21 protein-coding genes and 1 tRNA gene are annotated in these 23,813 nt (G+C 67.6%); 12 read left to right on the top strand and 10 right to left on the bottom strand.

Features of this window, described 5'->3' with window-relative positions:
- Nucleotides 1-61: 61 nt before the first annotated feature.
- From ACM2ZB_RS16480 to ACM2ZB_RS16490, 3 genes are all read right to left on the bottom strand, one after another.
- Nucleotides 62-475, bottom strand: coding sequence for a DUF5615 family PIN-like protein (locus ACM2ZB_RS16480; RefSeq protein ID WP_049431911.1), 414 nt, complete (start codon nt 473-475; stop codon nt 62-64).
- The gene (locus ACM2ZB_RS16485) at nt 472-1,176 is read right to left on the bottom strand and encodes a DUF433 domain-containing protein (protein WP_049431914.1); all 705 of its coding nucleotides are present in this window, start codon (nt 1,174-1,176) and stop codon (nt 472-474) included. Before ACM2ZB_RS16485 ends, ACM2ZB_RS16480 begins: the two co-directional genes overlap by 4 nt.
- 137 nt (nt 1,177-1,313) lie before the next feature.
- Nucleotides 1,314-1,390, bottom strand: a tRNA-Arg gene (locus ACM2ZB_RS16490).
- A 149-nt stretch (nt 1,391-1,539) separates the two neighbouring features.
- Here ACM2ZB_RS16490 and ubiA point away from each other — a divergent pair.
- Both ubiA and ACM2ZB_RS16500 read left to right on the top strand, forming a co-directional pair.
- Nucleotides 1,540-2,433 carry a 4-hydroxybenzoate octaprenyltransferase gene (gene ubiA / locus ACM2ZB_RS16495; protein WP_049461703.1) on the top strand — a complete coding sequence of 298 codons (894 nt, stop codon included), beginning with the start codon at nt 1,540-1,542 and terminating at the stop codon, nt 2,431-2,433.
- A gap of 171 nt (nt 2,434-2,604) precedes the next feature.
- The gene (locus tag ACM2ZB_RS16500) at nt 2,605-4,029 is read left to right on the top strand and encodes a short-chain fatty acid transporter (protein WP_416056250.1); all 1,425 of its coding nucleotides are present in this window, start codon (nt 2,605-2,607) and stop codon (nt 4,027-4,029) included.
- 105 nt (nt 4,030-4,134) lie between these two features.
- On the opposite strand, the gene ACM2ZB_RS16505 is transcribed toward ACM2ZB_RS16500, so the two are convergent.
- Entirely contained in the window at nt 4,135-5,799 is a 1,665-nt protein-coding gene (locus tag ACM2ZB_RS16505; RefSeq protein WP_416056251.1) for an AMP-binding protein, read from the bottom strand.
- 304 nt (nt 5,800-6,103) lie between these two features.
- On the opposite strand from ACM2ZB_RS16505, the gene ACM2ZB_RS16510 reads away from it, so the two are divergent.
- Nucleotides 6,104-6,271: a hypothetical protein gene (locus ACM2ZB_RS16510; RefSeq protein WP_416056252.1), complete on the top strand. Its 168-nt coding sequence runs from the start codon at nt 6,104-6,106 to the stop codon at nt 6,269-6,271.
- Nucleotides 6,272-6,325: 54 nt separating this feature from the next.
- Here ACM2ZB_RS16510 and ACM2ZB_RS16515 read toward each other — a convergent pair whose 3' ends face one another.
- On the bottom strand, nt 6,326-6,952 hold the full coding sequence (locus tag ACM2ZB_RS16515; RefSeq protein ID WP_313436921.1) for a YiiX/YebB-like N1pC/P60 family cysteine hydrolase: 627 nt from the start codon (nt 6,950-6,952) through the stop codon (nt 6,326-6,328).
- 207 nt (nt 6,953-7,159) lie between these two features.
- Between ACM2ZB_RS16515 and ACM2ZB_RS16520 the strand changes: the two genes are divergently transcribed.
- The 5 genes from ACM2ZB_RS16520 (at nt 7,160) to ACM2ZB_RS16540 (ending at nt 13,529) form a co-directional block, all read left to right on the top strand.
- Nucleotides 7,160-7,693: a hypothetical protein gene (locus ACM2ZB_RS16520; RefSeq protein ID WP_416056253.1), complete on the top strand. Its 534-nt coding sequence runs from the start codon at nt 7,160-7,162 to the stop codon at nt 7,691-7,693.
- Nucleotides 7,694-7,931: 238 nt separating this feature from the next.
- On the top strand, nt 7,932-8,330 hold the full coding sequence (locus ACM2ZB_RS16525) for a hypothetical protein (RefSeq protein WP_313436927.1): 399 nt from the start codon (nt 7,932-7,934) through the stop codon (nt 8,328-8,330).
- 122 nt (nt 8,331-8,452) lie between these two features.
- Entirely contained in the window at nt 8,453-10,168 is a 1,716-nt protein-coding gene (locus tag ACM2ZB_RS16530; RefSeq protein WP_416056254.1) for a peptidoglycan-binding protein, read from the top strand.
- A 117-nt stretch (nt 10,169-10,285) separates the two neighbouring features.
- Entirely contained in the window at nt 10,286-12,127 is a 1,842-nt protein-coding gene (locus ACM2ZB_RS16535; RefSeq protein ID WP_416056255.1) for a M3 family metallopeptidase, read from the top strand.
- Nucleotides 12,128-12,149: 22 nt separating this feature from the next.
- Entirely contained in the window at nt 12,150-13,529 is a 1,380-nt protein-coding gene (locus ACM2ZB_RS16540) for a TPM domain-containing protein (protein WP_416056256.1), read from the top strand.
- 9 nt (nt 13,530-13,538) lie between these two features.
- Here ACM2ZB_RS16540 and ACM2ZB_RS16545 read toward each other — a convergent pair whose 3' ends face one another.
- The 3 genes from ACM2ZB_RS16545 to ACM2ZB_RS16555 form a co-directional block, all read right to left on the bottom strand.
- Nucleotides 13,539-14,207, bottom strand: a complete 669-nt coding sequence (locus tag ACM2ZB_RS16545; protein ID WP_416056257.1) for a VOC family protein — start codon at nt 14,205-14,207, stop codon at nt 13,539-13,541.
- Between the two features lie 121 nt (nt 14,208-14,328).
- Nucleotides 14,329-15,399, bottom strand: coding sequence for an alpha/beta hydrolase family protein (locus ACM2ZB_RS16550; RefSeq protein WP_416058567.1), 1,071 nt, complete (start codon nt 15,397-15,399; stop codon nt 14,329-14,331).
- A gap of 19 nt (nt 15,400-15,418) precedes the next feature.
- Nucleotides 15,419-16,246, bottom strand: coding sequence for an AraC family transcriptional regulator (locus tag ACM2ZB_RS16555; protein ID WP_416056258.1), 828 nt, complete (start codon nt 16,244-16,246; stop codon nt 15,419-15,421).
- Between the two features lie 183 nt (nt 16,247-16,429).
- Between ACM2ZB_RS16555 and ACM2ZB_RS16560 the strand changes: the two genes are divergently transcribed.
- The 3 genes from ACM2ZB_RS16560 to ACM2ZB_RS16570 all read left to right on the top strand — a co-directional run bounded on the left by ACM2ZB_RS16560 (nt 16,430) and on the right by ACM2ZB_RS16570 (nt 20,638).
- Nucleotides 16,430-16,795: a hypothetical protein gene (locus ACM2ZB_RS16560; RefSeq protein ID WP_416056259.1), complete on the top strand. Its 366-nt coding sequence runs from the start codon at nt 16,430-16,432 to the stop codon at nt 16,793-16,795.
- 136 nt (nt 16,796-16,931) lie between these two features.
- Nucleotides 16,932-19,337, top strand: a complete 2,406-nt coding sequence (locus ACM2ZB_RS16565) for a TonB-dependent receptor plug domain-containing protein (protein WP_416056260.1) — start codon at nt 16,932-16,934, stop codon at nt 19,335-19,337.
- Nucleotides 19,337-20,638, top strand: coding sequence for an aminotransferase class V-fold PLP-dependent enzyme (locus tag ACM2ZB_RS16570; RefSeq protein ID WP_416056261.1), 1,302 nt, complete (start codon nt 19,337-19,339; stop codon nt 20,636-20,638). The genes ACM2ZB_RS16565 and ACM2ZB_RS16570 overlap by 1 nt, the downstream gene beginning before the upstream one ends.
- A gap of 201 nt (nt 20,639-20,839) precedes the next feature.
- On the opposite strand, the gene ACM2ZB_RS16575 is transcribed toward ACM2ZB_RS16570, so the two are convergent.
- Together ACM2ZB_RS16575 and ACM2ZB_RS16580 are read right to left on the bottom strand one after the other, a co-directional pair.
- Nucleotides 20,840-21,412, bottom strand: coding sequence for a S8 family serine peptidase (locus ACM2ZB_RS16575; protein WP_416056262.1), 573 nt, complete (start codon nt 21,410-21,412; stop codon nt 20,840-20,842).
- Entirely contained in the window at nt 21,412-23,178 is a 1,767-nt protein-coding gene (locus ACM2ZB_RS16580; RefSeq protein WP_313436977.1) for a S8 family serine peptidase, read from the bottom strand. The genes ACM2ZB_RS16575 and ACM2ZB_RS16580 overlap by 1 nt, the downstream gene beginning before the upstream one ends.
- A gap of 308 nt (nt 23,179-23,486) precedes the next feature.
- Between ACM2ZB_RS16580 and ACM2ZB_RS16585 the strand changes: the two genes are divergently transcribed.
- Nucleotides 23,487-23,663: a hypothetical protein gene (locus ACM2ZB_RS16585; protein WP_416056263.1), complete on the top strand. Its 177-nt coding sequence runs from the start codon at nt 23,487-23,489 to the stop codon at nt 23,661-23,663.
- Nucleotides 23,664-23,813: the final 150 nt, after the last annotated feature.

A 23,813-nucleotide genomic window follows, 5' to 3' on the forward strand; every position in this document is an offset into this window, starting at 1 on the left:
CGACTGGTTTGAACACAACGCCGGGCACTGCCCGGCGTTTTTGCCCTGCAATGGCAAGCCGTTACCGCGACACCTTGATCTGCGTCAGCCGTCCCCCGGACGCCCTGGCATGCGGTACGCGGAACATTGCACCCGGTTGCACGAGTTCGGCCTGCTGCATCATCTTTGGCCACCACTCCAGAAGACGCGCTGCGCGCTCGTAGTGGTTGAACGTGCTCCAACCCTTGGCCAGCACGAATACAGTCAGGCCGAGGCGTGCGATGGCCTCGCGCTCTGCAGGCCTGCGATGATGATGATCCTGGGTAACATGCACGCGGATGCCACGCTGGGTGGCCGCTTCGAAGAGCTCGAGGTCGGTCGTGCCGGGCTTCACGAACTCCCTTACGTGGCAGACTTCGTGCTGGTACGTTCCTGCAATGGCGTCGATGGCCCGAGCCAGCGCGGGCGGAAGATTCTCATCGATCTGCGCCTTCAAGGCGCGGCTCGATTCTCGAACTGCAGTGCTTTCTTCACCGCAGTCAGAGGCAGGTCATACAGCTTGGCCACGCGACGCTCGTCGCCACCTTCGGCGCGCAGCGCCTCAACAATGGCGATGGTAGGAACGCCCGATTCGGAAAGGATGGGCTGACCAAAACTGCGCTGGGGATCAAACACCACCGCGCGGGAGCCCTTCAGTGGAAACCATCGTTCGGCACGATCATCGATGCCCAGTTCGATGCCGTCACGCAGTGAAGGTGCGATGACCTTGCGCATCACGTCCTGGCGCTTCACCACATCCACCAGGGCGGCATCGCCGCTGTCGCCCACGAGCTCCATGAAAATGCGGCGCCCATCGGTCTTGAAGCTGGTGCTGGTGAAGGGGTACTCCTTACCGAGCCGCTCGTTCAGCTCTACGATGGTTCGCCGTACCAGGTTGAGTGGCACGCCACATGCGACGAATGTGCGGACGAAGCGCAGCTCGATCAGATCGCGAAAGCCAATGCCATCGATCTCTGAATCGGCCCATTGCGACTTCCACAGGGGAGGGTGGGCTTCCGGATTCCCGTGCTTCCGGCCCTGGTAGCCCTTCAGCCACCGGCGCAGTTCCGATGAGCTGCCACCAATGAAGCGCGCGGCATCGGCGTAGGAATAGAGACCGACGCCGAGGCTGTCCCGTGCTGGCAAGGCGATACCCATGGCAGTGAGTCTACTCAATCCGAATGGAGCTGGAGTACAGAGCCACATTCTGCGCCCCGCAGGACTCATGAAATGAGAACGGGGACGTGCGTGGGCGAATCTGCCCGGTGATTGGCAGGCCGATGCCGACAAGGAAATGGCGCGCCCGGAGGGATTCGAACCCCCGACCAATGGCTTCGGAAGCCACTACTCTATCCGGCTGAGCTACGGGCGCGTTGTAGAACCGCCGCGCCGTCGGCCAGTGCCGGGGCGGGCATCGCAGCGCCATGAAGCGGTGCGGGACCGGCATTCTATCCAGTTTCGCCGAACAAATCTCCCCCCACGGGCAAAGCCCTGCCGGAGGGGCAGGAGTATCCTATCGCCATGGCTGATACCCCCCTCACTTCGCCGCAGTCGCCGGCGACGCCGCGTTGGCGGCATTACTGGAGTCTGATGCGCGCTGATCGCCCGATCGGCACGCTGCTGCTGCTGTGGCCCACGTGGTGGGCGTTGTGGCTGGCCGCAGGTGGCCTGCCGCCGCTGTGGACCCTGTTCGTATTCACCGCCGGCGTGTGGCTGACCCGCTCGGCCGGATGCGTCATCAACGACTACGCCGACCGCTGGCTCGACCCGCATGTGGAGCGGACCAAGGCGCGCCCGCTGGCCACCGGTGCGATCAGCGGCCGCGCCGCGCTCGCGCTGTTCGCCGTGCTGATGCTGGTGGCGTTCGGCCTCGTGCTGACCCTGAACGGCCTGACCATCGGCCTGAGCTTCATCGGCGTGTTCCTGGCCGCCAGCTACCCGTACCTGAAGCGCTACACCCACCTGCCGCAGGTCTACCTGGGCATGTCGTTCGGCTGGGGCATCCCGATGGCGTTCGCCGCTGTGCAGGGCGAGGTGCCGATGCTGGGTTGGCTGCTGTATGCCGGCAACATCCTGTGGTCCACCGCCTACGACACCTGGTATGCCATGGTCGACCGCGAGGACGACCTGAAGATGGGCTCGCACTCCACCGCGATCCTGTTCGGCGACCTCGATCTGGTGATCCAGGGCGTGCTGTACGCGCTGTTCCTGGCCACCATGGCCCTGGTGGGCGTGCGCGGTGGCCTGGGCGGGTACTACCTGGCTGGCGTGGCGGTGGCCACGGTGCTGGTGGTCTACGAATTCTGGATCTGCCGCAACCGCGAGCGCGGCCCGTGCTTCAAGGCCTTCCTGCACAACAACTGGGTGGGCGCGGCGCTGTTTGCCGGCATCGCCGTGGACCTGGCGCTGCGCTGAGAAGCGCAGCCGAGCGTGGGCTCGGCTCTACACGGATTATCCGTAGCGCCCGAGCCCATGCTCGGGCGGCGGCGCATAGCGCCGGGCATCCCGCCACCTACGACCAATAGGTGGCTGACAGCCCGCAGCCCACCGCCCAGAATCGGTCCATCGAACCTGGGAGGGTAGGCGATGGCCTCGACGGCAGCAGTACAGGACGGCTGGATGGCGCGCGCAGCGCTGCGCTCGGCCGCCTGGGCGGAAAAGTGGTTCCCCGACGCGTACGTGTTCGCGGTGCTGGGCGTGGTCATCGTCGCGCTGGCGGCGATGGGCTTCGGTTCCACCCCGCAGGCCACCGCCAGCGCTTTCGGCGATGGCTTCTGGAGTCTGATTCCTTTCACCATGCAGATGGCCTTCGTGGTCATCGGCGGCTATGCGCTGGCCACCGCGCCCATCGTCGCGCGCTTCATCGACTTCCTGGCACGCATGCCGCGCACCGGCCGGGGCGCCGTGGTCTACGTGGGCCTGGTCAGCATGCTGGCCTCGCTGCTCAGTTGGGGCTTCTCGCTGGTGTTCGGCGGCCTGCTGGTACGCGCGTTGGCGCGCCGCACCGAACTGCGCATGGACTACCGTGCTGCCGGTGCCTCGGCGTATCTCGGCCTGGGTGCGGTGTGGGCCATGGGGCTGAGCTCGTCGGCCGCACAGCTGCAGGCCAACCCGGCCAGCATGCCGCCCGGCCTGGTGGAAATCACCGGCGTGCTGCCGTTCACTGAAACCATCTTCCTATGGCAGTCGATCGCGCTCACCGCCGTGCTGATCCTGGTGTCGCTGCTGATCGCCTGGCTGACCGCACCGGCCGCCGGCAGCGCGCGCACCGCCGAGGACTTTCCGGGCGCCGCGCAGGCCGAACCGGAACCGCTGCAGCGGCGCACGCGCCCGGGCGAATGGCTGGAATACAGCCCGCTGCTGACCGTGCTGCTCTCGCTGCTGGCCTTCGGCTGGCTGTTCAACGAGTTCGCCAACAAGCCGGTGGTCACCGCCATCGCCAACCTCAATACCTACAATTTCCTGTTCATTTCGCTGGGCCTGCTGCTGCACTGGCGCCCGCGCAGCTTCCTCAATGCGGTGGCCAAGGCCGTGCCCAGCACCACCGGCGTGTTGATCCAGTTCCCGCTGTACGGCGGCATCGCGATGATCCTCACCCATGCCGCTGGCGGTGATGGACAGACCCTGGCGCACCGGTTGTCCAGCCTGTTCGTGCACGTGGCCAGCACCGATACCTTCGCCCTGGTGATGGGCGTCTATTCGGCGGTGCTGGGCTTCTTCGTGCCCTCCGGTGGCGGCAAGTGGATCATCGAAGCGCCGTACGTGATGCAGGCCGCCAACGAGCTGAAGGCCCACCTGGGCTGGGCCGTGCAGGTCTACAACGCGGCAGAAGCGCTGCCGAACCTGATCAATCCGTTCTGGATGCTGCCGTTGCTGGGCGTGTTGGGCCTGAAGGCGCGCGACATCGTGGGCTTCACTTTCATCCAGCTGCTGGTGCACATCCCGCTGGTGCTGGGCCTGCTGTGGCTGCTGGGCATGACCCTGGCCTACGTGCCGCCGGTGATGCCGTAACGCCTGCGCGGTTGTAGAGCCGAGCCCATGCTCGGCTGCTTGCAACGGCAGCCGAGCATGGGCTCGGCTCTACAGAAGCCAGCCGAGCATGGGCTCGGCTCTACTTCAGCCGCCCGCCGCCTGCTTCTCGATCTCCGCCTTGCGCAGCAGGAAGCGCTGCACCTTGCCGCTGGGCGTTTTCGGCACCTGCACCACGAACTCCACTTGGCGCGGGTAGGCATGTGCGGACAGGCGCCGGCGCACGTGCTGCTGCAGTTCGTGCGCCAGCGCATCGCTGCCTGTGAAACCATCGCGCAGGATGACGAAGGCTTTGACGATCTCGGTCCGCTCCGGATCGGGAACACCGATCACCGCCGTTTCCGCCACGGCCGGGTGTTCCATCAGCGCACTTTCCACATCGAAGGGACCGATGCGGTAACCGGACGAAGTGATCAGGTCATCCGAGCGGCCGATGAAGCTGATCGAGCCATCTTCTTCGCACTCCACCGAATCGCCGGTGCGGTAGTAGCCCCCGGCGATGGCCGGGGTATCGGCCTGGTAGTAGCCGGCGAACCACATGATGGGGGACTGCTGCAGGTCCACGGCCAGGATGCCCGGCGTGCGCGGCGGCAGCTCACGGCCCTGCTCATCCAGTACCGCCACCCGGTAGCCCGGCATCGCAAAGCCCGATGACCCGGGGCGCACGGCGTGCGCCAGCGCGTGGTGGTTGTTCACCACCATGCCGGTTTCGGTCTGGCCGTAGTGATCCAGCACGGTGGTCTGCAGGTGTTCGGTAAACCACCGTGCAATTTCCGGGTTCAGCGGTTCGCCGGCACTGCTGACCGCGCGCAGCTGGCCCTTGATGGCGGCACTGGCGGCGGGGCCGGCCGCGATGATCTGCCGGTAGGCGGTGGGCGAACCGGCCAGGTTGGTCACCCCCAGCTGGCCGATGATCGTGTTCAGGCCCTGCACGCTGAAGCCGGCTTCGCTGAAGGTGGTGGCGTGGCCCAGCAGCAACGGGCCGATGACAGCGTAGTACAGGCCGTAGGCCCAGCCGGGATCGGCGATGTTCCAGAACACGTCGTCCGCGCGCAGGTCCACGGCCAGGTCCATGTAGCTGGCGAAGGCCATCATCGCGCGCAGCGGCACCGGCACGCCCTTGGGGCTGCCGGTGGTGCCGGAGGTGGACAGCAGGGCCATCAGCGCATCGCCGGGCAGCAGCACCGGCTGCAGGTCCGCTGCTGCCGCGGCAATGCCGGCATGCCAGTCGATGTCCCCGCTGCGCAGTGCATGGCCGGGCGCCGCCAGCGTGGCCACCTGCGGGCAGGCATCCACCTCGTCCAGCTTGCTGCGGTGGGCGCCGTCGGTCACTACCAGGCGGGTACGGCCAGTCTTCAGGCGGCTTTCGATGGCCTTCGGGCCGAAGGCGGTGAACAGCGGCTGGTAGACCGCACCGATGCGCCAGGTGCCGAGAATGGTGGCCAGCAGATCCGGTGTGCGCGGCAGCAGGCTGGCCACCACATCGCCGGGACCGACGCCGGCCGCGCGCAGGACCTGCGCCGCACGGGCCGCGGCATCGCGCAGATCCTCGAAGGTGTAGCGGTGCAGCGCACCGTGCGCATCCACCCAGCGCAGCGCCAGCCGCCCCTGCCCGCAGTGGCGGTCGCAGCACTCCACGCAGGCGTTGATGCCGCTGTCCAGGTCACCGTGGAAGCGCGCCTGCTCCTGCGCGATGTCGAAACGCGCATGGGCGTTGTCGTAGGAAGGGCGTGCTGCGGTGTGCGGGGCCATGCGCGTCTCCGGCGGGTGTCCGCCTGACCATAACGGCGGCGCCGGTGGCTGCAAATGGGACCATCGGCGTAGGTTGCATGCGCGTGACGGGGCCCGGCGGCCTGCTGAATGCGGCTGTTGCCAGCACGGCATGAGCACATACAAAAGCCGCATGAATCCTTCAGGGGCTTGCGCTGCAACGGGCTCGGGGCACTTTCGGCCTGCCGTGCACGCCAGCCTAGCTGGGTTGCAACGCATGGTTAACCTTCGGCTGCAGACGATGGCCCCGTCCACCGCATTCCGCGAGTGGCTTCGGAGAACGGACATGGCACAGCAGAACCAGCAGAACCAGAAGGGTCAGCAGAACCAGCAAGGTCAGCAGAACCAGCAGGATCAGCAGCAGGGTCGCGGTCGTGACCAGCAGCAGCAACAGCAGCAGGACCAGCAGCAGCGCAAGAACCAGCAGCAGGGCGGGCAGGACGAAGAAGAGTGACCCTGGCCCCCGCCAGGCATGAACACTGAAGCCCCGCCCCGTGCGGGGCTTCGCTTATTCCAGCACGCCGATGCGCTGCAGTACCGGCGCGGCCGACATGTCGTTGGGGTTGGTGCCCGGCTGGTCCTGCGGCACGTCCATGCCCATGCCGCGGTACAGGTCGATCCAGTGCTGGGCGATCTGTCCGGTCTGCGGGTTGCGGAAGTTCATCGGCTGCAGCGCGAACACGTGGTGTGCGCGGAACGCGCGTTCGATGAAGTCCGAACAGTAGTAGCTGTCTTCGTTCAACACGTAACGGGTGTTGTACGGCTTGCCGAGCAGGGTGCGCGCGGTGGCCACGGCATCGGCAATGGCGCCCTGCGGCGGCGCGCGCAGCCGGTAGACCACGATCTGCCGCTGCTTGGCCTTGGCATCGTGGCGGAACGCCGCCAGGGTCTGCTGGCGCGACCCCTTTTCATCGGCATGCAGCACCTGCCAGCCCTCGCTGCCATGGGCGACCAGAGCTACATGGTCGTAGCTGGTGGTGCCCTGGGTGGCGGTGGCATCGTCGATGGCGGCGCTCAGGCCACTGTGGCCGGCGGTGACGAACAGCAGATCGCCTTCGCGCACCTCCACCCCGGCCGCCAGGGCGGACCCGAACGGGGCGAACAGCAGGCCGAGGACCAGCAGGAAAGTGCGCATGAGGGGCCAATGGGGGCAAGAGGCGGGCTAGTCTAACCCTGCCGGAAGTGGTGCCAAGCGGCCTTGAAGTGTGACGGGCCTCTCATATCTGCATGTCAGGATATTCCTGACAGCGGATGTCGAAACTGAATTAACCAGGGGATGGCTATCCTTGCCTGCCCCTCGCGCCGGCACCGTGCGCGACCGACCCGGAATCAGGAGGATCCCGTGATCCAGCTTCGCCCCGTTGCCCTGCTTGCCCTTGCCCTGGGGCTTGCGCTGTCGGGCTGCAAGCCCGCCCCGCAGGCGGCCCCTGCCGAGGCTGCAGCGCCGGCACCCGCCAGCACGGCGGCCACGGCCAGTGCACCCACCGCACCTGCCGCCCCCAATGTAGACGTCGCCGCGGCCGGCACCCAGTGCCCGCACCCGGTGTTCGATGATTTCCTCGCGCATTTCGGCAACGAGATCACCCTGCAGGAAAAGGCCACGGCCGACCCGCTGCTGGACAGCTTCATCGATCCCGAAGCGCAGCCGGAACCGGCCAAGGTTGAAAAATCCGTGGCCCTGGCCGATGTCGAATGGCCGGTGATGCCCGACCCCGCAACGCTGAAGGGACGCGGCCGCGAAATGCAGGTCACCGCGCTGGCCGATGGCCAGATGCAGGTGCAGATGCGCACGCCCGACAGCAGTGACCAGCAGACCTACACCTTTGCCCAGAAGCCGTGCTGGCAGCTGGTCAAGCGTGAGGACGAATCGATCTGAACCGCCCGTGCGGCGGCCTGCACGGCCGCCGCGCGCTCCACTGAAGGAGCCCTGCATGCGTCTGTCTCCCCTTGCCCCTGTGCTGGCCCTGCTGCTCGCTGCGTGTGGCGGGCAGGAGACGGCTGCACCCGCAGCGGGCACGTCCCCGGATCCGGCGGCGACGCCGGCAACCCCTGCTGCCGTACCCGCCGCCACGGCTGCGGCAGCTTCCACACACCTCACGCGCGACGAGAACGGCATGCATATCGATTGCAAAGGTACCCGCCTGCACCTGGCGGCCTTGCCTGCACAGGACACGGACGCTTCCCAGCGCACCACGCTGGAAATCGAAAAGGATGGCGCACGCCAAGCCATTGCTGCACCCACGGAAATGGACGGCTACACCGCCGTGGGCATGGCCTGCGTGCAGGACAGCAGCGGCACCCCGTACTTCGTGGTCCAGTACGGTGAACTTCCCTTCGGCTGCAGCTTCTGCGAGTGGTACTACCTGTACGACGCCAGCGGCCGCCAGCTGACCCACAGCACCCCGCCGCTGCGTGGTGAAGGCGAAGAGCAGGAACCGAACAACGACGAATACGAACAGATGCTGGAAAAGCACGGCATCAAGCACCCGGAGGTGAACTACATCGAAGCCTGAGCGCAGCGGCAGGATGTCGCACACGCGCTGTCGTTGCAGTACCCGCAGCACGCAGTACCTGCAGTACCAGGAGCAGTACCCCTTAAGGAAATCCCCTTTTTCATAGAATGGATAGCACAGACATGGCAGATATCTACACCGACATGGTCCAGCCGACCGGCGCGGCCTACAAGAGTTCCCAGATCAAATCGTGGAGCCACTACCGCGAGCCGATCGACCACAGCGATGGCCGCCTGCATGGCGACTCGCGCCGTTGGGGCGATGCGTCCGACGAAGTCCAGTCCCGGGTGATCGACACGATCATCGAATCGGCCCGCGACAAGGGTCTGAGCCCGCGCGAAACCGCACACGTGCTGGCCATCGCCCGCGTTGAATCGGGCTTCAACCCCGATGCCGCCGCCGGCACCACCTCGGCCTCCGGCCTGGGCCAGTTCATCGACAAGACCGGTGCCCATTACGATCTGAACGGCCGCAACCGTTTCGACGTGGGCGCGCAGGCCGATGCACTGGTTGACCACTACATCGACAACCGCACCCTGGCGCACAAGCGTGGGCAGGGTGAGGAATACATCTACAAGTACCACCACGACGGCCCGAGCCGTGACTACGGTGGCCTGGGCCTGTCTGAAAAGAAGGTCATGCCGTACGTGGACAAGTACGAGCAGTTCGTGGAACAGCGCCTGTCGCACACCCAGGGCCACACCCAGGGCGGCCACGCGGCAGCACCCGCGGCCCCGGCCGCTGCGGCCGCCGCCAAGCCGCACGCCGAAGGGCAGACCCGCAGCTTCGACCAGACCATGCAGGTGATGCTGCCGCAGCAGAACGGCGTCAAGCCGCATGTCACCGGTGAATTCGGCGAACACCGCGCGCACAAGCCGCACGGCGGCACCGACTTCAACTATGTCGGTGGCCAGACCGGCCGGAACCTGCAGCACCCGACCGTGAACGCGCCGATTTCCGGCACCGTCACCTTCGTCGGTGGCGACTACGGCACGGTGAAGATCCGCGATGCCCAGGGCAATTCGCACGAGATCCTGCACCTGCAGTCGACCAAGGTGAAGCAGGGCGACCCGATCACCGCCGGCGAGCCGATCGGCACCATGGGGGGCCGCGGCCCGAAGGGCGCCAACCAGTACGCACAGCACGTGCACTACCAGTTGAAGGACCCGGCCGGAAAGCTGGTCAGCCCGCAGGAGTACTGGGACCACGGCAAGCTGAAGGAAACCGGCCAGCCGGGCCACGATCACGACCATGATCATGGCGGCGTGCTGCGCAAGGGCAGCAAGGGTGAAGAGGTCACCGCCCTGCAGAAGGAGCTCAACCGCCTGGGCGTGCGTGACAGCCATGGCAACCGCCTGAGCGAGGATGGCAACTTCGGTGCCAACACCCACGATGCGCTGTCGGCCTACCAGAAGCAGAACGGCCTGAAGGCCGACGGCGTTGCCGGCCCGGCCACGCTGGGCAAGCTGGGCGAAGGCCGCAGCCACGCCGAGGCCGCACCGAAGGGCCCGCTGCTGGGCGAGAAGGGCCACCCGGATACGCCGCTGCACGATGCCATCCGTGGCCACCTGCCCACCCCGTTCTCCAACGAGATGGCGGCCAACATCACCGCCCAGGCCAAGGCTGCCGGCATCGATGCACCGGAAAAGCTGCAGGGCGTGAACGTGCAGGCTGACAAGGTCTTCGTGATGGGCAACACCCCCGGCTTCCGTGCCGCGGTGGACCTGAGCCAGCCGGCGCCCAGCGTGCAGGAAACCAGCGCGGCCCTGCTGGCCAAGCACGACCCGTCCCAGCAGCACGTGCAGGAAGAACAGCAGCGCGTGGCCCTGGGCCGCTGATCGCTGACAACGCGTGTGTGGTACTGAAAGGCCAGCCGGGGCAACCCGGTTGGCCTTTCTTCTGTCGTAGAGTCGAACCTGCCCGACTCCACCCATGTTGCTGAAAGGGACGTCACCATGAATACCCGCAGGATGCGATGGCTCACTTGCGCAGCGCTGGTGCTGCTGGCTGCCGGTCAGGCCGACACCGCCCATGCACAGTCGCTGCAGGCCGATGATTCCGGCTACTTCGCCAACGCCGCTGCCGAACAGGCCGCGCGCGCACGGCTGCAGGCCCAGGTGCGCGCGCTTGCCGATGGCGGCCCAACCGACCCTGCCGCCCGCGTGCACCAGGCCGAGCAACTGCTGGGTGACTGCCTGCGCCACCACGCCTATCTGCACCTGCAGGCCGCGCGCAACGCGCGTGACCCGCGGCCTGCGCAGGCCCAGGATGCTGTCGAGGGCCTGTGCGGCACCACTGCCAGCATCGCCCGCAAGACCCTGGCGGGCGTACCGGCCGATACGCCCTGGGTCGCGCCTTACGCTTGGCTGCGCCTGCGCGGGCTGGCCACTGCCACGCCTTCTTCGCGCGCGCCCGGCCTGGATGATGCCGTGGACGAGGTCGCAACCCCATCACTGGACGCCTTCGCGCGCCTGCAGCGGCAGCTGCTGCAGCACGCCGACTACCCGCGCATCCCGCACGACGGGCACAGCTTCGACAGCCGCCGTGACCGCACCCTGCTGGCCCGCCACGCCGATCGCGCGCTGCGCGAAGCCGGCTGGAAGGGCTACTGGCAGGGCGTGGCCTCGCAGCGCGAGGCGATGGCCACGGTGCTGCTGGGGCTGGTGCAGGTGAACGAACGTGCCTCGGGCCTGCAGGGCGATGGTACGGCGGCCGAGCGCAGCTATCGGCACATGGGCCTGGACGCGGCGGCGGTGGACGCCACCTTGGCCGCAGTGCAGCGCCACGCCCCACAGCGGCGTGCCTACCAGCAGATGCTGCTGGCGCACGCCGAGCGCATGGGCATTCCATCGGCGCAGGTGTGGGACGTGGGCATGCCCGATGCCGGCTTCGTCCCGCCGGTGCTGAGCCTGGAACAGGTGCGCGATGCGGCCGCCGGTGCCATGCAGGGGCTTGGCCCCGACTACGCCGGCGAAGTGCGCGCGCTGCTCGACCCCGCGCAGCGGCGCATGGACCTGGCCGCCACGCTGGGGCCGCGCAGTGCCGATGCCTTCCCGGTCACCGCGCCGGGCGTTCCCGCACTGCTGTTCGTCGGCCAGCGCAGCGGCACCCTGGAAAGCGATGTGGAGGCCGTGCACGAGGCCGGGCACGCGGTGCATGGCCAATGGATGCACCGCGGGCAGGTGTCGGCGTTCTATCGCAACGGCACGCCGTGGCTGTCCGAAGCCTTCGCGATCTTCAACGAACTCCAGTTCCGTGACCAGCTCTACCGGCAGGCCAGCGACCCGAGCGCGAAGGCCTACTACCTGCAGTCACTGCGGGATGACATCGTGCTGCAGCTGTTCGTTTCGTCCGAAGAAGCGCAGCTTGAACGGTCGGTCTACCAGGGCGTGGCTGCCGGCACGCTGGGCACCGCCGACGATCTGGATACGCTCACCCTGGATGTGCTGTCCCGTTACGGACTGTGGGCCGAGCAGCAGCCGGCACTGGCCGCGACCTGGGAAACCAAGCGGCTGATGTACGAAGACCCGTACTATCTGGCCAACTACCTGTTCGCCGGCCTGGTGGCGGTGCAGCTGTACGTGCAGTCGCAGCAGGATCCGCAAGGTTTCCGCCAGCGCTACCTGACCGTGCTGTCCGAAGGCTTCGACCGCGCGCCGCAGGAACAGGTGGCACAGCTGCTGGGCCACGCGCCGGACTGGTCGGCGCTGGTCGATGCGGATCTGCAGGTATTCGACGCGCAGGTGGCACGTCTGCAGGCGCTGCATGCCCGGATCGAAGCCGCGCAGGGCGGCTGAAGGAACGACCATGGAGAGCGTGATGGCACGACCGCGACGTCTGCACCGGCCTCTGCTGGCTGGGCTGTGGTGCATGCTGCTGTTCGCACTGCCGTGGCTGGCGGTGGCACAGATGCAGGTGCCGCCGCTGGATGGACCGGTGGTCGACCCCACCGGTGTACTGAAGGCCAGTACCCGCGACCACCTGCAGCAACAGTCACGCGCGTTGTTCGAGCGCAGTGGCGGCGCACAGCTGCAGGTGCTGGTGGTGGGCAGCACCGGCGATGAAGGCATCGAAAGCTACGCCCAGCGCGTGTTCGACGAATGGAAGCTGGGCCGCAAGGGCGTGGACGATGGCGTACTGCTGCTGGTGGCGGTGCAGGACCGGCGTGTGCGCATCCAGCCGGGTTACGGCCTGGAAGGGGCCATTCCCGATGCCTACGCCAAGCGCATCATTGAAGAGACGATCCTGCCGCCGTTCCGCCACGGTGATATCGACCAGGGCGTGATCGACGGCAGTGCGCAGCTGGCCAGGCTCATCGACGGCGAGCCGCTGCCGCCGCCGCCCAGCAACAACCTGCTGGATATGGCCTGGCAGGACTACGACACGATCCTGTTCACCAGCGGCGCGCTCGCGTTTCTGGTGGGGCTGTGGCGGTCGCCGCGCATGCGGCCGCCACCGCCGCTGCGGCGGCCGGGCGGGCCGCGCAGGAAGCGCAAGCCGGCCGCCGCAGCGGCCTCTCCCGTGCAGGCAGCCGATGGCCCGGCCCCGCGGCGCTGGTGGTACGGGCCGCTGCAGTGGCTGTGCGTGATCAGTGCCGGCCTGGCGCTGACCCTGGTCATGCGGCCGCACACGGTGCTGGGCGTGGGCATGCTGCTGTGCCTGGTAGTGCCCATTGCCTGGGCGTGCGGGCGCTATTGGCGGCGCAGCCCGGGCATGCGTCGCAACCTGTGGGTGATGCTGGCCATCAGCACGGTGCTGGCACTCACCCTGCAGCTCACCCGTGGCGTGTTCCCCGGCCTGTTCGTGCATGTGGCCGCCTACTTCCTGCTGGCCGTGCTCGCGTTCCTGGTCGCATTGCCGTGGATGGTCGCGCGCGAATGCTGGAAGCGCAGCCGCGTTGATTTCGCGGTGCGCCTGCTGGTGTACCTGGTGATCGCAGGCGTTGCCGCGCTGTGGATTGTTGATAAGGCCGGCGGCAGTGATGGCGCCATCGTGGCGTGGTCGCTGGGCGGGTTTGCCGCCTACGTCGGCTGGATCCTGCTGATGGCCAACGGCAGTGGTGGCGACGACGAAGATCGTGGCTCGGGCGGGGGCTCGCGTTCCTCGTCCCGTTCTTCCTCGTCGTCGTCTTCCTCCTCGTCCAGCTGGTCGGGGGGCGGTGGCCGCAGCGGGGGAGGGGGAGCGTCGGGCAGCTGGTGAGGGGTGGGTCTACGCCATCACTTGCCAACCCTGCTGCGCATCGGCAATCTCGCCGCTGCCCTGCACATCGCTGATGCGCAGCTGCAGGCCCTGCGCGTTGGGCAGGTCCTTCTGTTCGGGGAACCAGCGGCGGTCGGCGGCCACCACGATCAGCAGGCCTTCGTCATCGCCCATCGGCGCGAACTGCGGCGAGGGCGGGCTGAGTGCCTGCAGGCCGAAGCGCGCGCTGGCGGCGGCACGCACCGCATCCACATCGGCGCTGGGCAGGCCAACCTCGCTCAGGCAGGCCAGCTCGCTGCCGTGGAACGGGCCGCTGTGTGTACTGGCCGGCAGGCGCTGGCGGCCGATCAGTTCCAGGATCAGGCCATCAGGCCCGGTGAAGTACACCGACTGCGACTTCCAGTTGCTCTCCAGCGCGAAGTAGTCGATGCCTTCGGGATTGCGCTGCAGCGGCGTGCGCTCGCGCAGCCACGCCATCGCTTCGGGGAAGCGGTTGTCGGGCACGTTGAAGGCCAGGTGCACACCGCCCAGCGGCCGTCCGTTGGCGGGCACCAGCGCAAGGGTGCTCCAGCCGATATGCACGTGGCCGGCGACCACGCGCAGCTGCAGCACGTCGTGGAACCACGCGGCAACGGTATCCACATCCGATACCGGCAGGGTGAGATGCAGCAGGCGCATGATGAGGTCTCCGGGCGTGCGCGATGCATGGATTCTACCGCGCAGTCGAGCAAGCTCGACTCTACTTCAACTCAGTCGAGCAAGCTCGACTCTACTTCAACTCAGGCGAGCAAGCTCGACTCTACTTCAACGCTCGGCCGAAGAACGCGACGGCCCCCGCTTCAACCTCGCGATGGGTACGCGCGCGCGGCACCGGGCTGCTGCACAACGGCCCAACCCGTTGTTCGCCCAACGCCGTGCACGTGGCCAGGAAATCATAGTGACCCACGCCCGCCAGCCGCTGCAGCGTCGCGCCCGGTATCTGCGCCGCCAGCACCTCGCCATTGGTCGCAGGCGGCGCCACCGTATCGCCATCGCCCAGCACAACGGACACCGGTTGCCGCAGCGCCTGCAGCTGCGCGGGCGCGAAGGCCTGCACGATGGCCGGTGCCAGCAGATACACGGCACGCACGCCGCTGATCGCGCGCGACTGACCCGCCGCCGCCATGTACGGCTGCAGCTGTGGGGATGCAGCCGCCTGCTGCCGTGCCTGCAGCGTATGCGCCGTGGCTTCCTGCTGCGGCCGGCACACGCCATCGTCTGGATGGGCCGTGCAGAAATCCAGCAGGCGCTGCAGCTCGGGCCGTGCACCGGCGGCAAGCAGGGCCGTATAGCCGCCGGCCGAGAAACCGACCACGCCCAGGCGCTGCGCATCCACATGCGGGCCCAGGCGCGGATCCGCCTGCACGGCCGTCAATGCAGCCTGCAGATCCTCGGCGCGCAACCAGGTCAGCAGGCTGCCGGCCAGGGTCATTTCGTCGGCGCCGTTGTTGCCGGGGTGGTCTACCGCAATCACCAGATAGCCCGCGCGTGCCAGTGCCGTACCCAGCCATCCCATCATGCGCGCGCTGCCACCGTTGCCATGCGACAGCAGCAGGGTAGGCAGCCGGTCACCCGCGATGGGCGCGCCGACGGCAGATCGGCCAACGTCAAACAGCGGGGCATCCGGCGGGCCAATGGTCAGCGCGGTCTCGTTGCTGGCTGCAGGTGCGGGGTACCACACCGTGAAGCGCAGCGTGTCGCGCTGCTGCGCATCACGCACCACCGCACTGGGCAGCGTGGTGCGGCCCTGCTGTTCGCCGGCCTTCCAGCCCTGCGCCAGTGCCGCCGACGAAAACACGCTGCACAACAGTACCAACAGCATTCCCTTCATCTGCATTGCCTGTGTCCTTTCAGTGGGAGCGTTCGTTTACCGGCAGCCAGATCTCCATGCCGCCATGGCCGCTGTGCTCATCGAAGCGCGCGTCGTAGCGCTCCAGTTCGGGGGCGTTGGCCAGATCCAGCCCGGCCGAGGGCAGGTAGGTATCCAGCAGCCAGAACCATGTCGAGCGGATGGCCGAAATGTGGCCGCCGTGCCACGCCACCAGGTAGCGCTGCGCTGGCACCGACACGCGCTGCCAGTGCGCGGGCACCGAAGGCAGCACGCTGGCCGGAAGTGCGGCTACGTAATCGAAGCCGCCGTCATCATCGTGGTTGCAGCAGACGCCGAAACTGACCGGCATCGGTGATGGCCACGCGCGGTTCAATCGCGCCCACTGGCTGGGGATGGCGCCGCTGCCTTCGCGCCCGTGGCGTTGGCCGATGCCCGCCAGATCCAGGGCCGGCGCGTCCAGCAGGCGCGGTGCCTGGCTGCAGGGGGAGGGGGCATCGTCCAGCCGTAGCGCGTGTACCAGTGGCAGGCCGTCCAGACCGCTGGCACGAACCCGCTCGGGGGTCTGCCCGAACTGCTCGCAGAACGCGCGGGTGAAGGCCGCATGGGTGGTATAGCCCGCGTCCAGCGCGACCGGCAGGATGTCCGTGGCACCGGCGGCCAGGTGCTGGGCCGCGGCGGTCAGGCGCCGCCCGCGCAGGTAGCGCACCACCGAGGTGCCGGTGCGCGCCAGGAACAGGCGGGACAGATGGAAGGGCGAAACGCCGGCGGCCGCCGCGATATCAGCCAGCGTCAGCGGCAGGGCAGCGTGCGTTTCGATGTACCACAGTGCCTGGCTTGCCGCGCTCATTGCGCCCCCCGGTTGCATGCCTGGCAGCGTAGCGGATCACCGCGCGCCACGTTTAGCAGTTCTTGCGCTGCAGCCGATTCCCGTGCGCGCCCGCGCAGGCGACAATGCTGGCCTACGCACACGCAGGGATGCACCGGCCATGGCAGGCAAAGCAACAGCTTCGGCTGGAACGGGAGTGGCCGCATGGGCCTGATCCTGGCGATCGGCCTGCTGTCGATCCTCGCGCCACTGGCCCTGCTGGTACTGATGTGGCGCAGGGCGCCCCGTTGGCACGGCAATCCCTACCTGTATCGCCTCGTCTTCGCGATCATGGCCGCGCTGCTGGCGCCCACCCTGCTGATGGCCGGCCACGGTGGCCTGCCGTGCCCCACCCTGGGGGGCGTCCTGCTGGTGCTGAAGGATCTTGAGCGCGTAAGCGATCTGAAGCTGAACCTGATCGGCTTCGGTACCGACCACAGCGCCATCCTGTCGGCGCCGTTCATGGTGGTCTTCGTCATCGCCTTGTTCGTTCCGGTACCCACGGCGAAGTCGGTCGCCTTCAACGACTGAGCTGCGGGCACTGCCGCGACAACTGTCGTCTTCACGTCATGCCTGCTTCACACATCGCGCCGAGACTGCGCGGCTTGTCTAGGTCGGCCTTTCACAGGCGCGGCCCGGCCCTGTCGTGTATTCCTGGAGTCCTGCCGTGCATCGTTCCATGCTGTCGCGTTCCATCCTCCTCGCCCTTTCCATGGTCAGCGCAGGAGGCGCGATCGCAGCAGATGCCAGTCCGGCAGACACCACCGGTGGCGGTGCGCATGCCGCGCCCACCCAGCTGGATGCCATGCTGGTCACCGGCACCCGTGCGTCCAACCGCACCCAGTTCGAAACGCTGGCGCCGGTGGATGTGTTCACCAAGGAAGACATCACGTCCGTTGATTCCACCGATCTGAAGGATGTGCTGGCGCAGCTGGTGCCGTCGTTCGTGGTGCAGCGCCTGCCGATGGCCGATGGCCAGGTGTTCGTGCGCCCGGCCACCCTGCGTGGCCTGTCGCCGGACCAGACCCTGGTGCTGGTCAACGGCCGCCGCTTCCACCGCAGCGCACTGCTGGGCAACCGTGGCGCGCAGGCGGCGGACCTTGCGCAGATTCCCACCAGCGCCATCAAGCGCATCGAAGTGCTGCGCGATGGCGCTTCGGCGCAGTACGGTTCGGACGCCATCGCCGGCGTCATCAACATCATCCTGGAAGACAGCCCCGGCACCGAGATCACCGCGGGCTATTCGCAGTACGCGCAGGGCGATGGTGCCTCGCGTGATTTCAGCGCCCGCACCGGTTGGGCGCTGGGTGACTACGGCAGCCTGGCGCTGTTCGCCGAATCGTCCAATTCCGATGCCACCTCGCGCACCCGCCAGCGCCCCGATGCCATCGCCTTCCAGGCCGCGCACCCGGATCTGGACGTGCCCAACCCCGTGCAGCGCTGGGGCCAACCGGATCTGGAAAGCCGTCGCGTGGGCTTCAACCTGAAGGCCAATGCCAGCGACACGCTGGAGGTCTATGCCTTCGGCCTGTACAGCCACAGTGATGGCGTCAGCGATTTCAACTGGCGCAACCCGGATACCACCAGCGGTGCGTACCGCACCACCAGCATCTTCCCCGGCTGGAACCTGCGTTCGCTCTATCCGGTGGGTTTCAGCCCGCAGTACGGCAACGTGCAGAACGACCTGCAGCTGGTGGGCGGCGTGCGCGGTGAGATCACCCCCAAGCTGCGCTGGGATCTGAGCGCGTCGTACGGCCGCAACGCCATCGATTACAGCCTGGACAATTCCATCAACGCCTCGCTGGGCCCGCAGAGCCCCACCTCGTTCGACCTCGGCCGCCTGACCCAGACCGAGAAGAACGCCAACGTCGATTTCAACTACGAATGGGATGTGGCCGCGCTGGCCAAGCCGGTCAACATCGCCTTTGGTGCCGAGTTCCGCCAGGAAACCTACGAAGTGCGCGCGGGCGATCCCGCCTCGTACGCGGTCGGCCCCGGCGCAGCGGCGGGCCTGGAAGCCAATGCCAACGGCGCGCCGGGCTTCTCGGCCAGCCAGGCCGGCAAGTGGGACCAGCGCAGCCACGCCGCCTATGTGGATATGGAAGTGCCGCTGGGCGAGCGCTGGAGCATCGGTGCCGCCGGTCGCTATGAAGACTTCTCCAGCTTCGGCAACACGGTGGACGGCAAGCTGTCGGCACGTTTTGCCATCACCCCGGATCTGGCCCTGCGCGGCACGTTCTCCACCGGCTTCCGCGCGCCCACGCCGGCGCAGTTGAACACCACCAGCACCACCCAGGGCCTGGACACGCGCACCCTGCAGATCTTCACCAGCGGCCGCCTGTCGCCGAACGATCCGCTGGCGCAGCTGCTGGGCGCCAAGCCGCTCACCCCGGAAGAATCGCGTACCGCCTCGCTGGGCCTGACCTGGCGCACTGATGTGGGCCTGTCCGGCTCGGTGGATGTGTACCGCATCAAGCTCAGCGACCGCTTCAGCCAGTCGGCCAGCTTCGCCATTCCGGCCGGTACGCCCAATCCGCTGGGCTACACCTCGGTGAACTACTTCACCAACGATTTCGACACCACCACCAGCGGCGTGGACGTGGTCGGCAACTACCTGCGCGATCTTGGTACCGGCCGCATGACGCTCACCCTGGCCTACAACTACAACCGCACCCGCGTGGACAACGGCAGCACGTCGGTGGCCACCAACGAAACCCAGCGCGTGCTGTTCGAAGACCGCCTGCCGGAGCACAAGGGCAGCTTCACCGGCAACTGGGATGTGGGCGCGTGGTCGCTGATGGCGCGCGTGCGCTACTACGGCGCCTGGACCGATTCCACCGGCAATGCCACTGGCGATATCTACCAGCGCTTCGGCAGCATGACCTTCCTCGACCTGGCCGTGGGCTACCGCATCAACGAGCACCACAGCCTGCGCGTGGGCGTGGACAACGTGTTCGACCGCTACCCGGACGAGGCGACCTTCCAGGCCAGCCGCGGCCTGATCTACTCGCGCAACGCGCCGTACGACACCGATGGTTCCAATGTGTACGCACAGTACCGGCTGACCTTCTGATGGACAGCCGCCGCCGTAACCTGCTGCGCGCCGGCACGCTGCTGCCGGCCGCCGCCGCGCTGTCTTCACTGCCCGCCATGGCCGCCGCGCGTTACGCTGCACCCATGCAGATTCCCGCAACGACCGTGGCGCCGGACGTGCTGGCCCGCGATGAAGGCTACTGGGCCGCCGTGGCCAGCCACTTCGACATCACCGAGGAAGTGAACCATCTGGAAAACGGCTACTGGGGCGCGATGGGCCGCGAGACCCTGGCCAGCTACCAGCGCCACACGGCGGAAGTAAACCGCGGCAATGCCTGGTATGGCCGCCAGGCGTTTCCCGCGCAGTACATGGATGCACTGCGCAAGGTGGCCGAAATGCTGGGCGTGGGCGCCGATGAGATCGCCCTGACCCGCGGGGCCACCGAAGCGATGCTGGCGCTGATCGGCGGCTACAACCGCCTGTCGCCGGGCAACCAGGTGCTGTACGCCGATGTGGACTACGACAGCATGATCGGCGCCATGCGCTGGCTGCAGCAGCGCCGGGGCGTGCAGGTGGAGCGCATTGCCCTGCCGGCCGTGCCGGACCACGCGCAGATCCTGCAGGCCTACGATGCCGCCTTCGCGCGCCTGCCCAGACTGAAGCTGGTGCTGCTGACCCAGGTCAGCCACCGCCATGGGCTGGTGCTGCCGGTAGCCGAAATCGCCCAGCGCGCGCGCGCGCGCGGCATTGATGTGATCGTTGATGCCGCCCATGGCTTCGGCCAGATCGCGTATGCGGTGCCGGATCTGAAGGCCGATTTCGTGGGCATCAACCTGCACAAGTGGATCGGTGCACCGGTGGGCGTGGGCGCGATGTACGTGCGCCAGGGCCGCGTGGCCGACCTGGACCCGTACATGGGCGAGGCCGACGATGGCCGCGTGGGCAGCCGCGTGCACACCGGAACGGTGAACTTCGCCGCCTACCTGGCGCTGCCCGATGCGATTGCCCTGCACCAGCGCATCGGCGCGGCCAACAAGCAGGCGCGCCTGCGCTATCTGCGCGAGCGCTGGACGGTGCCTGCGCGGCAGATGGCACATATCGAAGTGCTGTCCTCGCCGGACCCGGTACTGGCCAGCGCCCTGGCCAGCTTCCGCCTGCGCGGGCGTACAAGCGTGGCCGACAACATGGCGCTGCAGAAGCGGCTGCTGGATGAGCACCGGGTATTCACCACCCATCGTGATGGCCTGGAATCCGGCGCCTGCGTGCGCGTGACCCCGTCGGTGTTCACCCGCCCGCAGCAGATGGATGCGCTGGTGGAAGCGCTGGCCGCGCTGGCCTGAGGCGCAGCCCTGATGTGGGGTCAGATCCCTTTGCGCCGCAAAGGGCTCTGACCCCGACCGTCGCCTTGCTGGGTGCCAACCTTGGTTGGCACATTCCCGGCCGCGCCCTGAACCCTGGCACCGCGCATCCACGCACGCAGATCAAAAACCCTGGCCGGCCGGGAGAGGCATGCCGGCCGGGGCACCACACAACGCGCTAGATCACTTCTTCTCTTCCCACTGCACCAGATCCGGCTCGGCCGCGCGGATACCCGCGGTCGACAGCAGCTTGGTCGTGGCATCCAGCGCCGCGTTCACCGACGGGTATTCCACAATCGCCCGCCCCGAAGCCTTCGACACCTTCACCACCGTACCGCCGGTGGCGGCCGCCGCCTTCTGTGCCGCCGCAGCATCGGTGAAGAACACCTTGACCCGCGACGTGGCCACCACCGGCGCGCCATCGCTGGATACCGCCGCCGCGAACTTGCTGGCGCCCGCATCGACGCGGCCGCTGCCCAGCGAACGCTTGCTGCGCGAGCCGCTGGTCACCGCCGCCGCCGACGGCGTGATCTGGAACTGGCCGCTGGCCGCCTGCTGCACGGCCGCCGCAGGCGCCAGCTGGAAGCGGTTGCCGCCCACATCGAACGAGCGGCCGGTCGCCTCCGCCTTCAACGCCTGCACATCCACGGTGGACAGCGTGCGCGCGGCCGGCGTGGCGCCCGTGCTCTGCGCCCAGGCCGGGCCGGTCATCGCCGCCAGGGCGAGGGTGCTCAACAGAATGGTCGTCTTCATCATCAGTGCCCCAGAACGCGGATCTTGAAGAATTCGAGGCTGCCACGCGATGCAGCATTCGCGGCCTGCCCCATGTCGGTCACTTCCAGGGTCCACGTACCGGCGCCGCCTTCATCCAGGAAGGCGTTACTGGACAGCAGGTCCCAGTTGGTGAAATTGCGCTGCACGCCGCCCGTGCCCGAACCGATGGCGGTGAAGGCCGGCTGCACCACGCTGCGCGTACCGCTGGGCGACACCAGCACGAACTGCAGCTGGCGCGTATTGCTGTGGTTGACCCGGAAGCCCAGCTGCACGCTTTCGATGGCGCGTGCACCGTTGGCCACCTGCACGGTCAACCGCGCCGCCGTGGCCGAGGTGTTGCCGATGGTCGCGCGCTGGGTGGTGCTGCGCCAGGTGCTGTCCAGCAGCGGCCCGAGCGACTGGAAGGTATCGGCCACCTGCACCGCGCGAGCGGCATTGACCACGCCGAAGCCATACCAGTTGCTGAAGGCGCGGCCAGCGGCGTTCACCGTCCAGCCCGGCACCAGCGTGCGCCCATCGGCCAGGGTCACTGCCGGCTGGTTGGGATGGGTGCGGGTGGCGGTGGTGGCCAGGATGTACTTCACATCGCGGTAGCTCAGGCGCGGGTTGGCTTCCAGCACCAGCGCGGCCACGCCGGACACCATCGGCGCCGAGGCGGACGTGCCGTTCATCTTGGCCGTGTAGTTGCACGTGCTGTCGATGGCCGACAGGTTGCTGTCCAGCGTGTTCTGCCGGTTGCTGTTCTTGTTGCTGCCCTGGGTGCAGCTGGTCACGTCGGTGGTGATGATGGCCGGATCGTAGGCGCGTGCCACCAGTCCCGGCGCGTACTGCGCCTGCAGCCCGTACTCGCCACCGAAGGCCGATACCCACAGTGCCGAGCCGGTGGACGAGTACGACGAACGCACGCCATCGGCGCGCACTGCACCCACGGTGATCACGTTGAACAGGTTGTTGCGCGGGTCACGCCCGGCCGGCACGCAGCCGGTGTTGCGGTTCTTGGTGTCGGTGGTGCAGACATCCTGGGTCTGGCTGACCGATGCATTGTTGAAGTTGTTGCCTGCCGATTTCACGTAGATGCCGCCGCGGCCACCGCGCGTGCCCGACAGCGCCTGCTCGTAGGACGCCACATCGTTCTGGCTGAAGGCCAAGGGCAGGTTGGGGTTGCCCGGGCCGGCGCCCCAGCTGTTGTTGAACACCTGCACGTCGGCCGATTCGGCACCGTCCCACCAGGCGTATTCGATGTTGGCCAGCTGGCTGCCCTGCGCATTGGACGCCAGCACGTTGAAGCCCTTCAGCGTGGCCGCCGACGCCACACCGCGCACGCCCACGCCATTGGCGCCCACCGCGCCGGCAATGCCGCCCACCATCGTGCCGTGGTTGTCGGCATCGGGGTTGGACGGGGAGGGGTTGTTGGAACCGTTGGCGAAGTTCTTGCCGGCCACCGCCGCCACGTTGGCGGCCAGGTCCGGGTGGGCGATCTGCAGGCCGTCATCGACGATGCCGATCACTACGCCCTGGCCACGGATGCCGTTGCGGTACAGGCCATCCACGTTGAGATCGTTGCCGGCCACCGGCAGGGTATCGGCCGGTACGGTCTGCCCGGTGTTGAGCAGATGCCATTGCAGGTTGGCCAGCGGATCGGCCTGCTGCGCCTGGGCCGTGGCGGCCAGGCTGCCCAGCACCAGGGCGGTGGCCAGGGCCAGCCGCGCAGAACGCGGTGGCGCGGAGCGTTGCGTGTGTCGCTTCATACACGAATCCTTCTGTTGTGAATCGGCATGGCAGGACGGCGGGGCGGAACTGCCCCATCGCAACAAGCCAAACGCGACACAACGAAGAACCCCCTACCTGTGCTCCGCGCGAATATCCGGATGTGCAAAGCACGTCACAAACACTTATTCCGGCAAGGAATAACGACCCCACTCTGGTAGGTGCCAACCTTGGTTGGCACATCCGCCCGAGCCATGAACCCCGGCGAGTGCGCCCCATCCACGCATGGCGTGGATCTACTGAGCCGCTCTGGCACCGCCGCGCGCTGCTGCAGGAGGAACGGACAAAGATGCCGCGGGCGCAGACGCTGGACCTGCTGGGCGAATGGAACCGGCGTGGCACCGATGCACATGCCAACACCAGCTACTACGCCGTGGGTGGCATGGTCCGCATCAGCATGGAACACGAATTCGGCTTCGAAACGATGCTGCCCTTCCATGAGGTGCGGGTAGACGAATCCGCGTAGCGGCGCCTGCCCACGGCCCGAACGCTGTGCCGACCTTGGCGGGTGGGTGGGGTTGCTCATCCACCCATGGCGTGGATCCAACGGCAGGCGCCAATCCTGGCGGGCACATCCATCCAAGCGCCGCCACGGACCGGTCCGCCATCATCGCGC

Source organism: Stenotrophomonas maltophilia (assembly GCF_047782825.1).
Lineage (GTDB): Bacteria > Pseudomonadota > Gammaproteobacteria > Xanthomonadales > Xanthomonadaceae > Stenotrophomonas.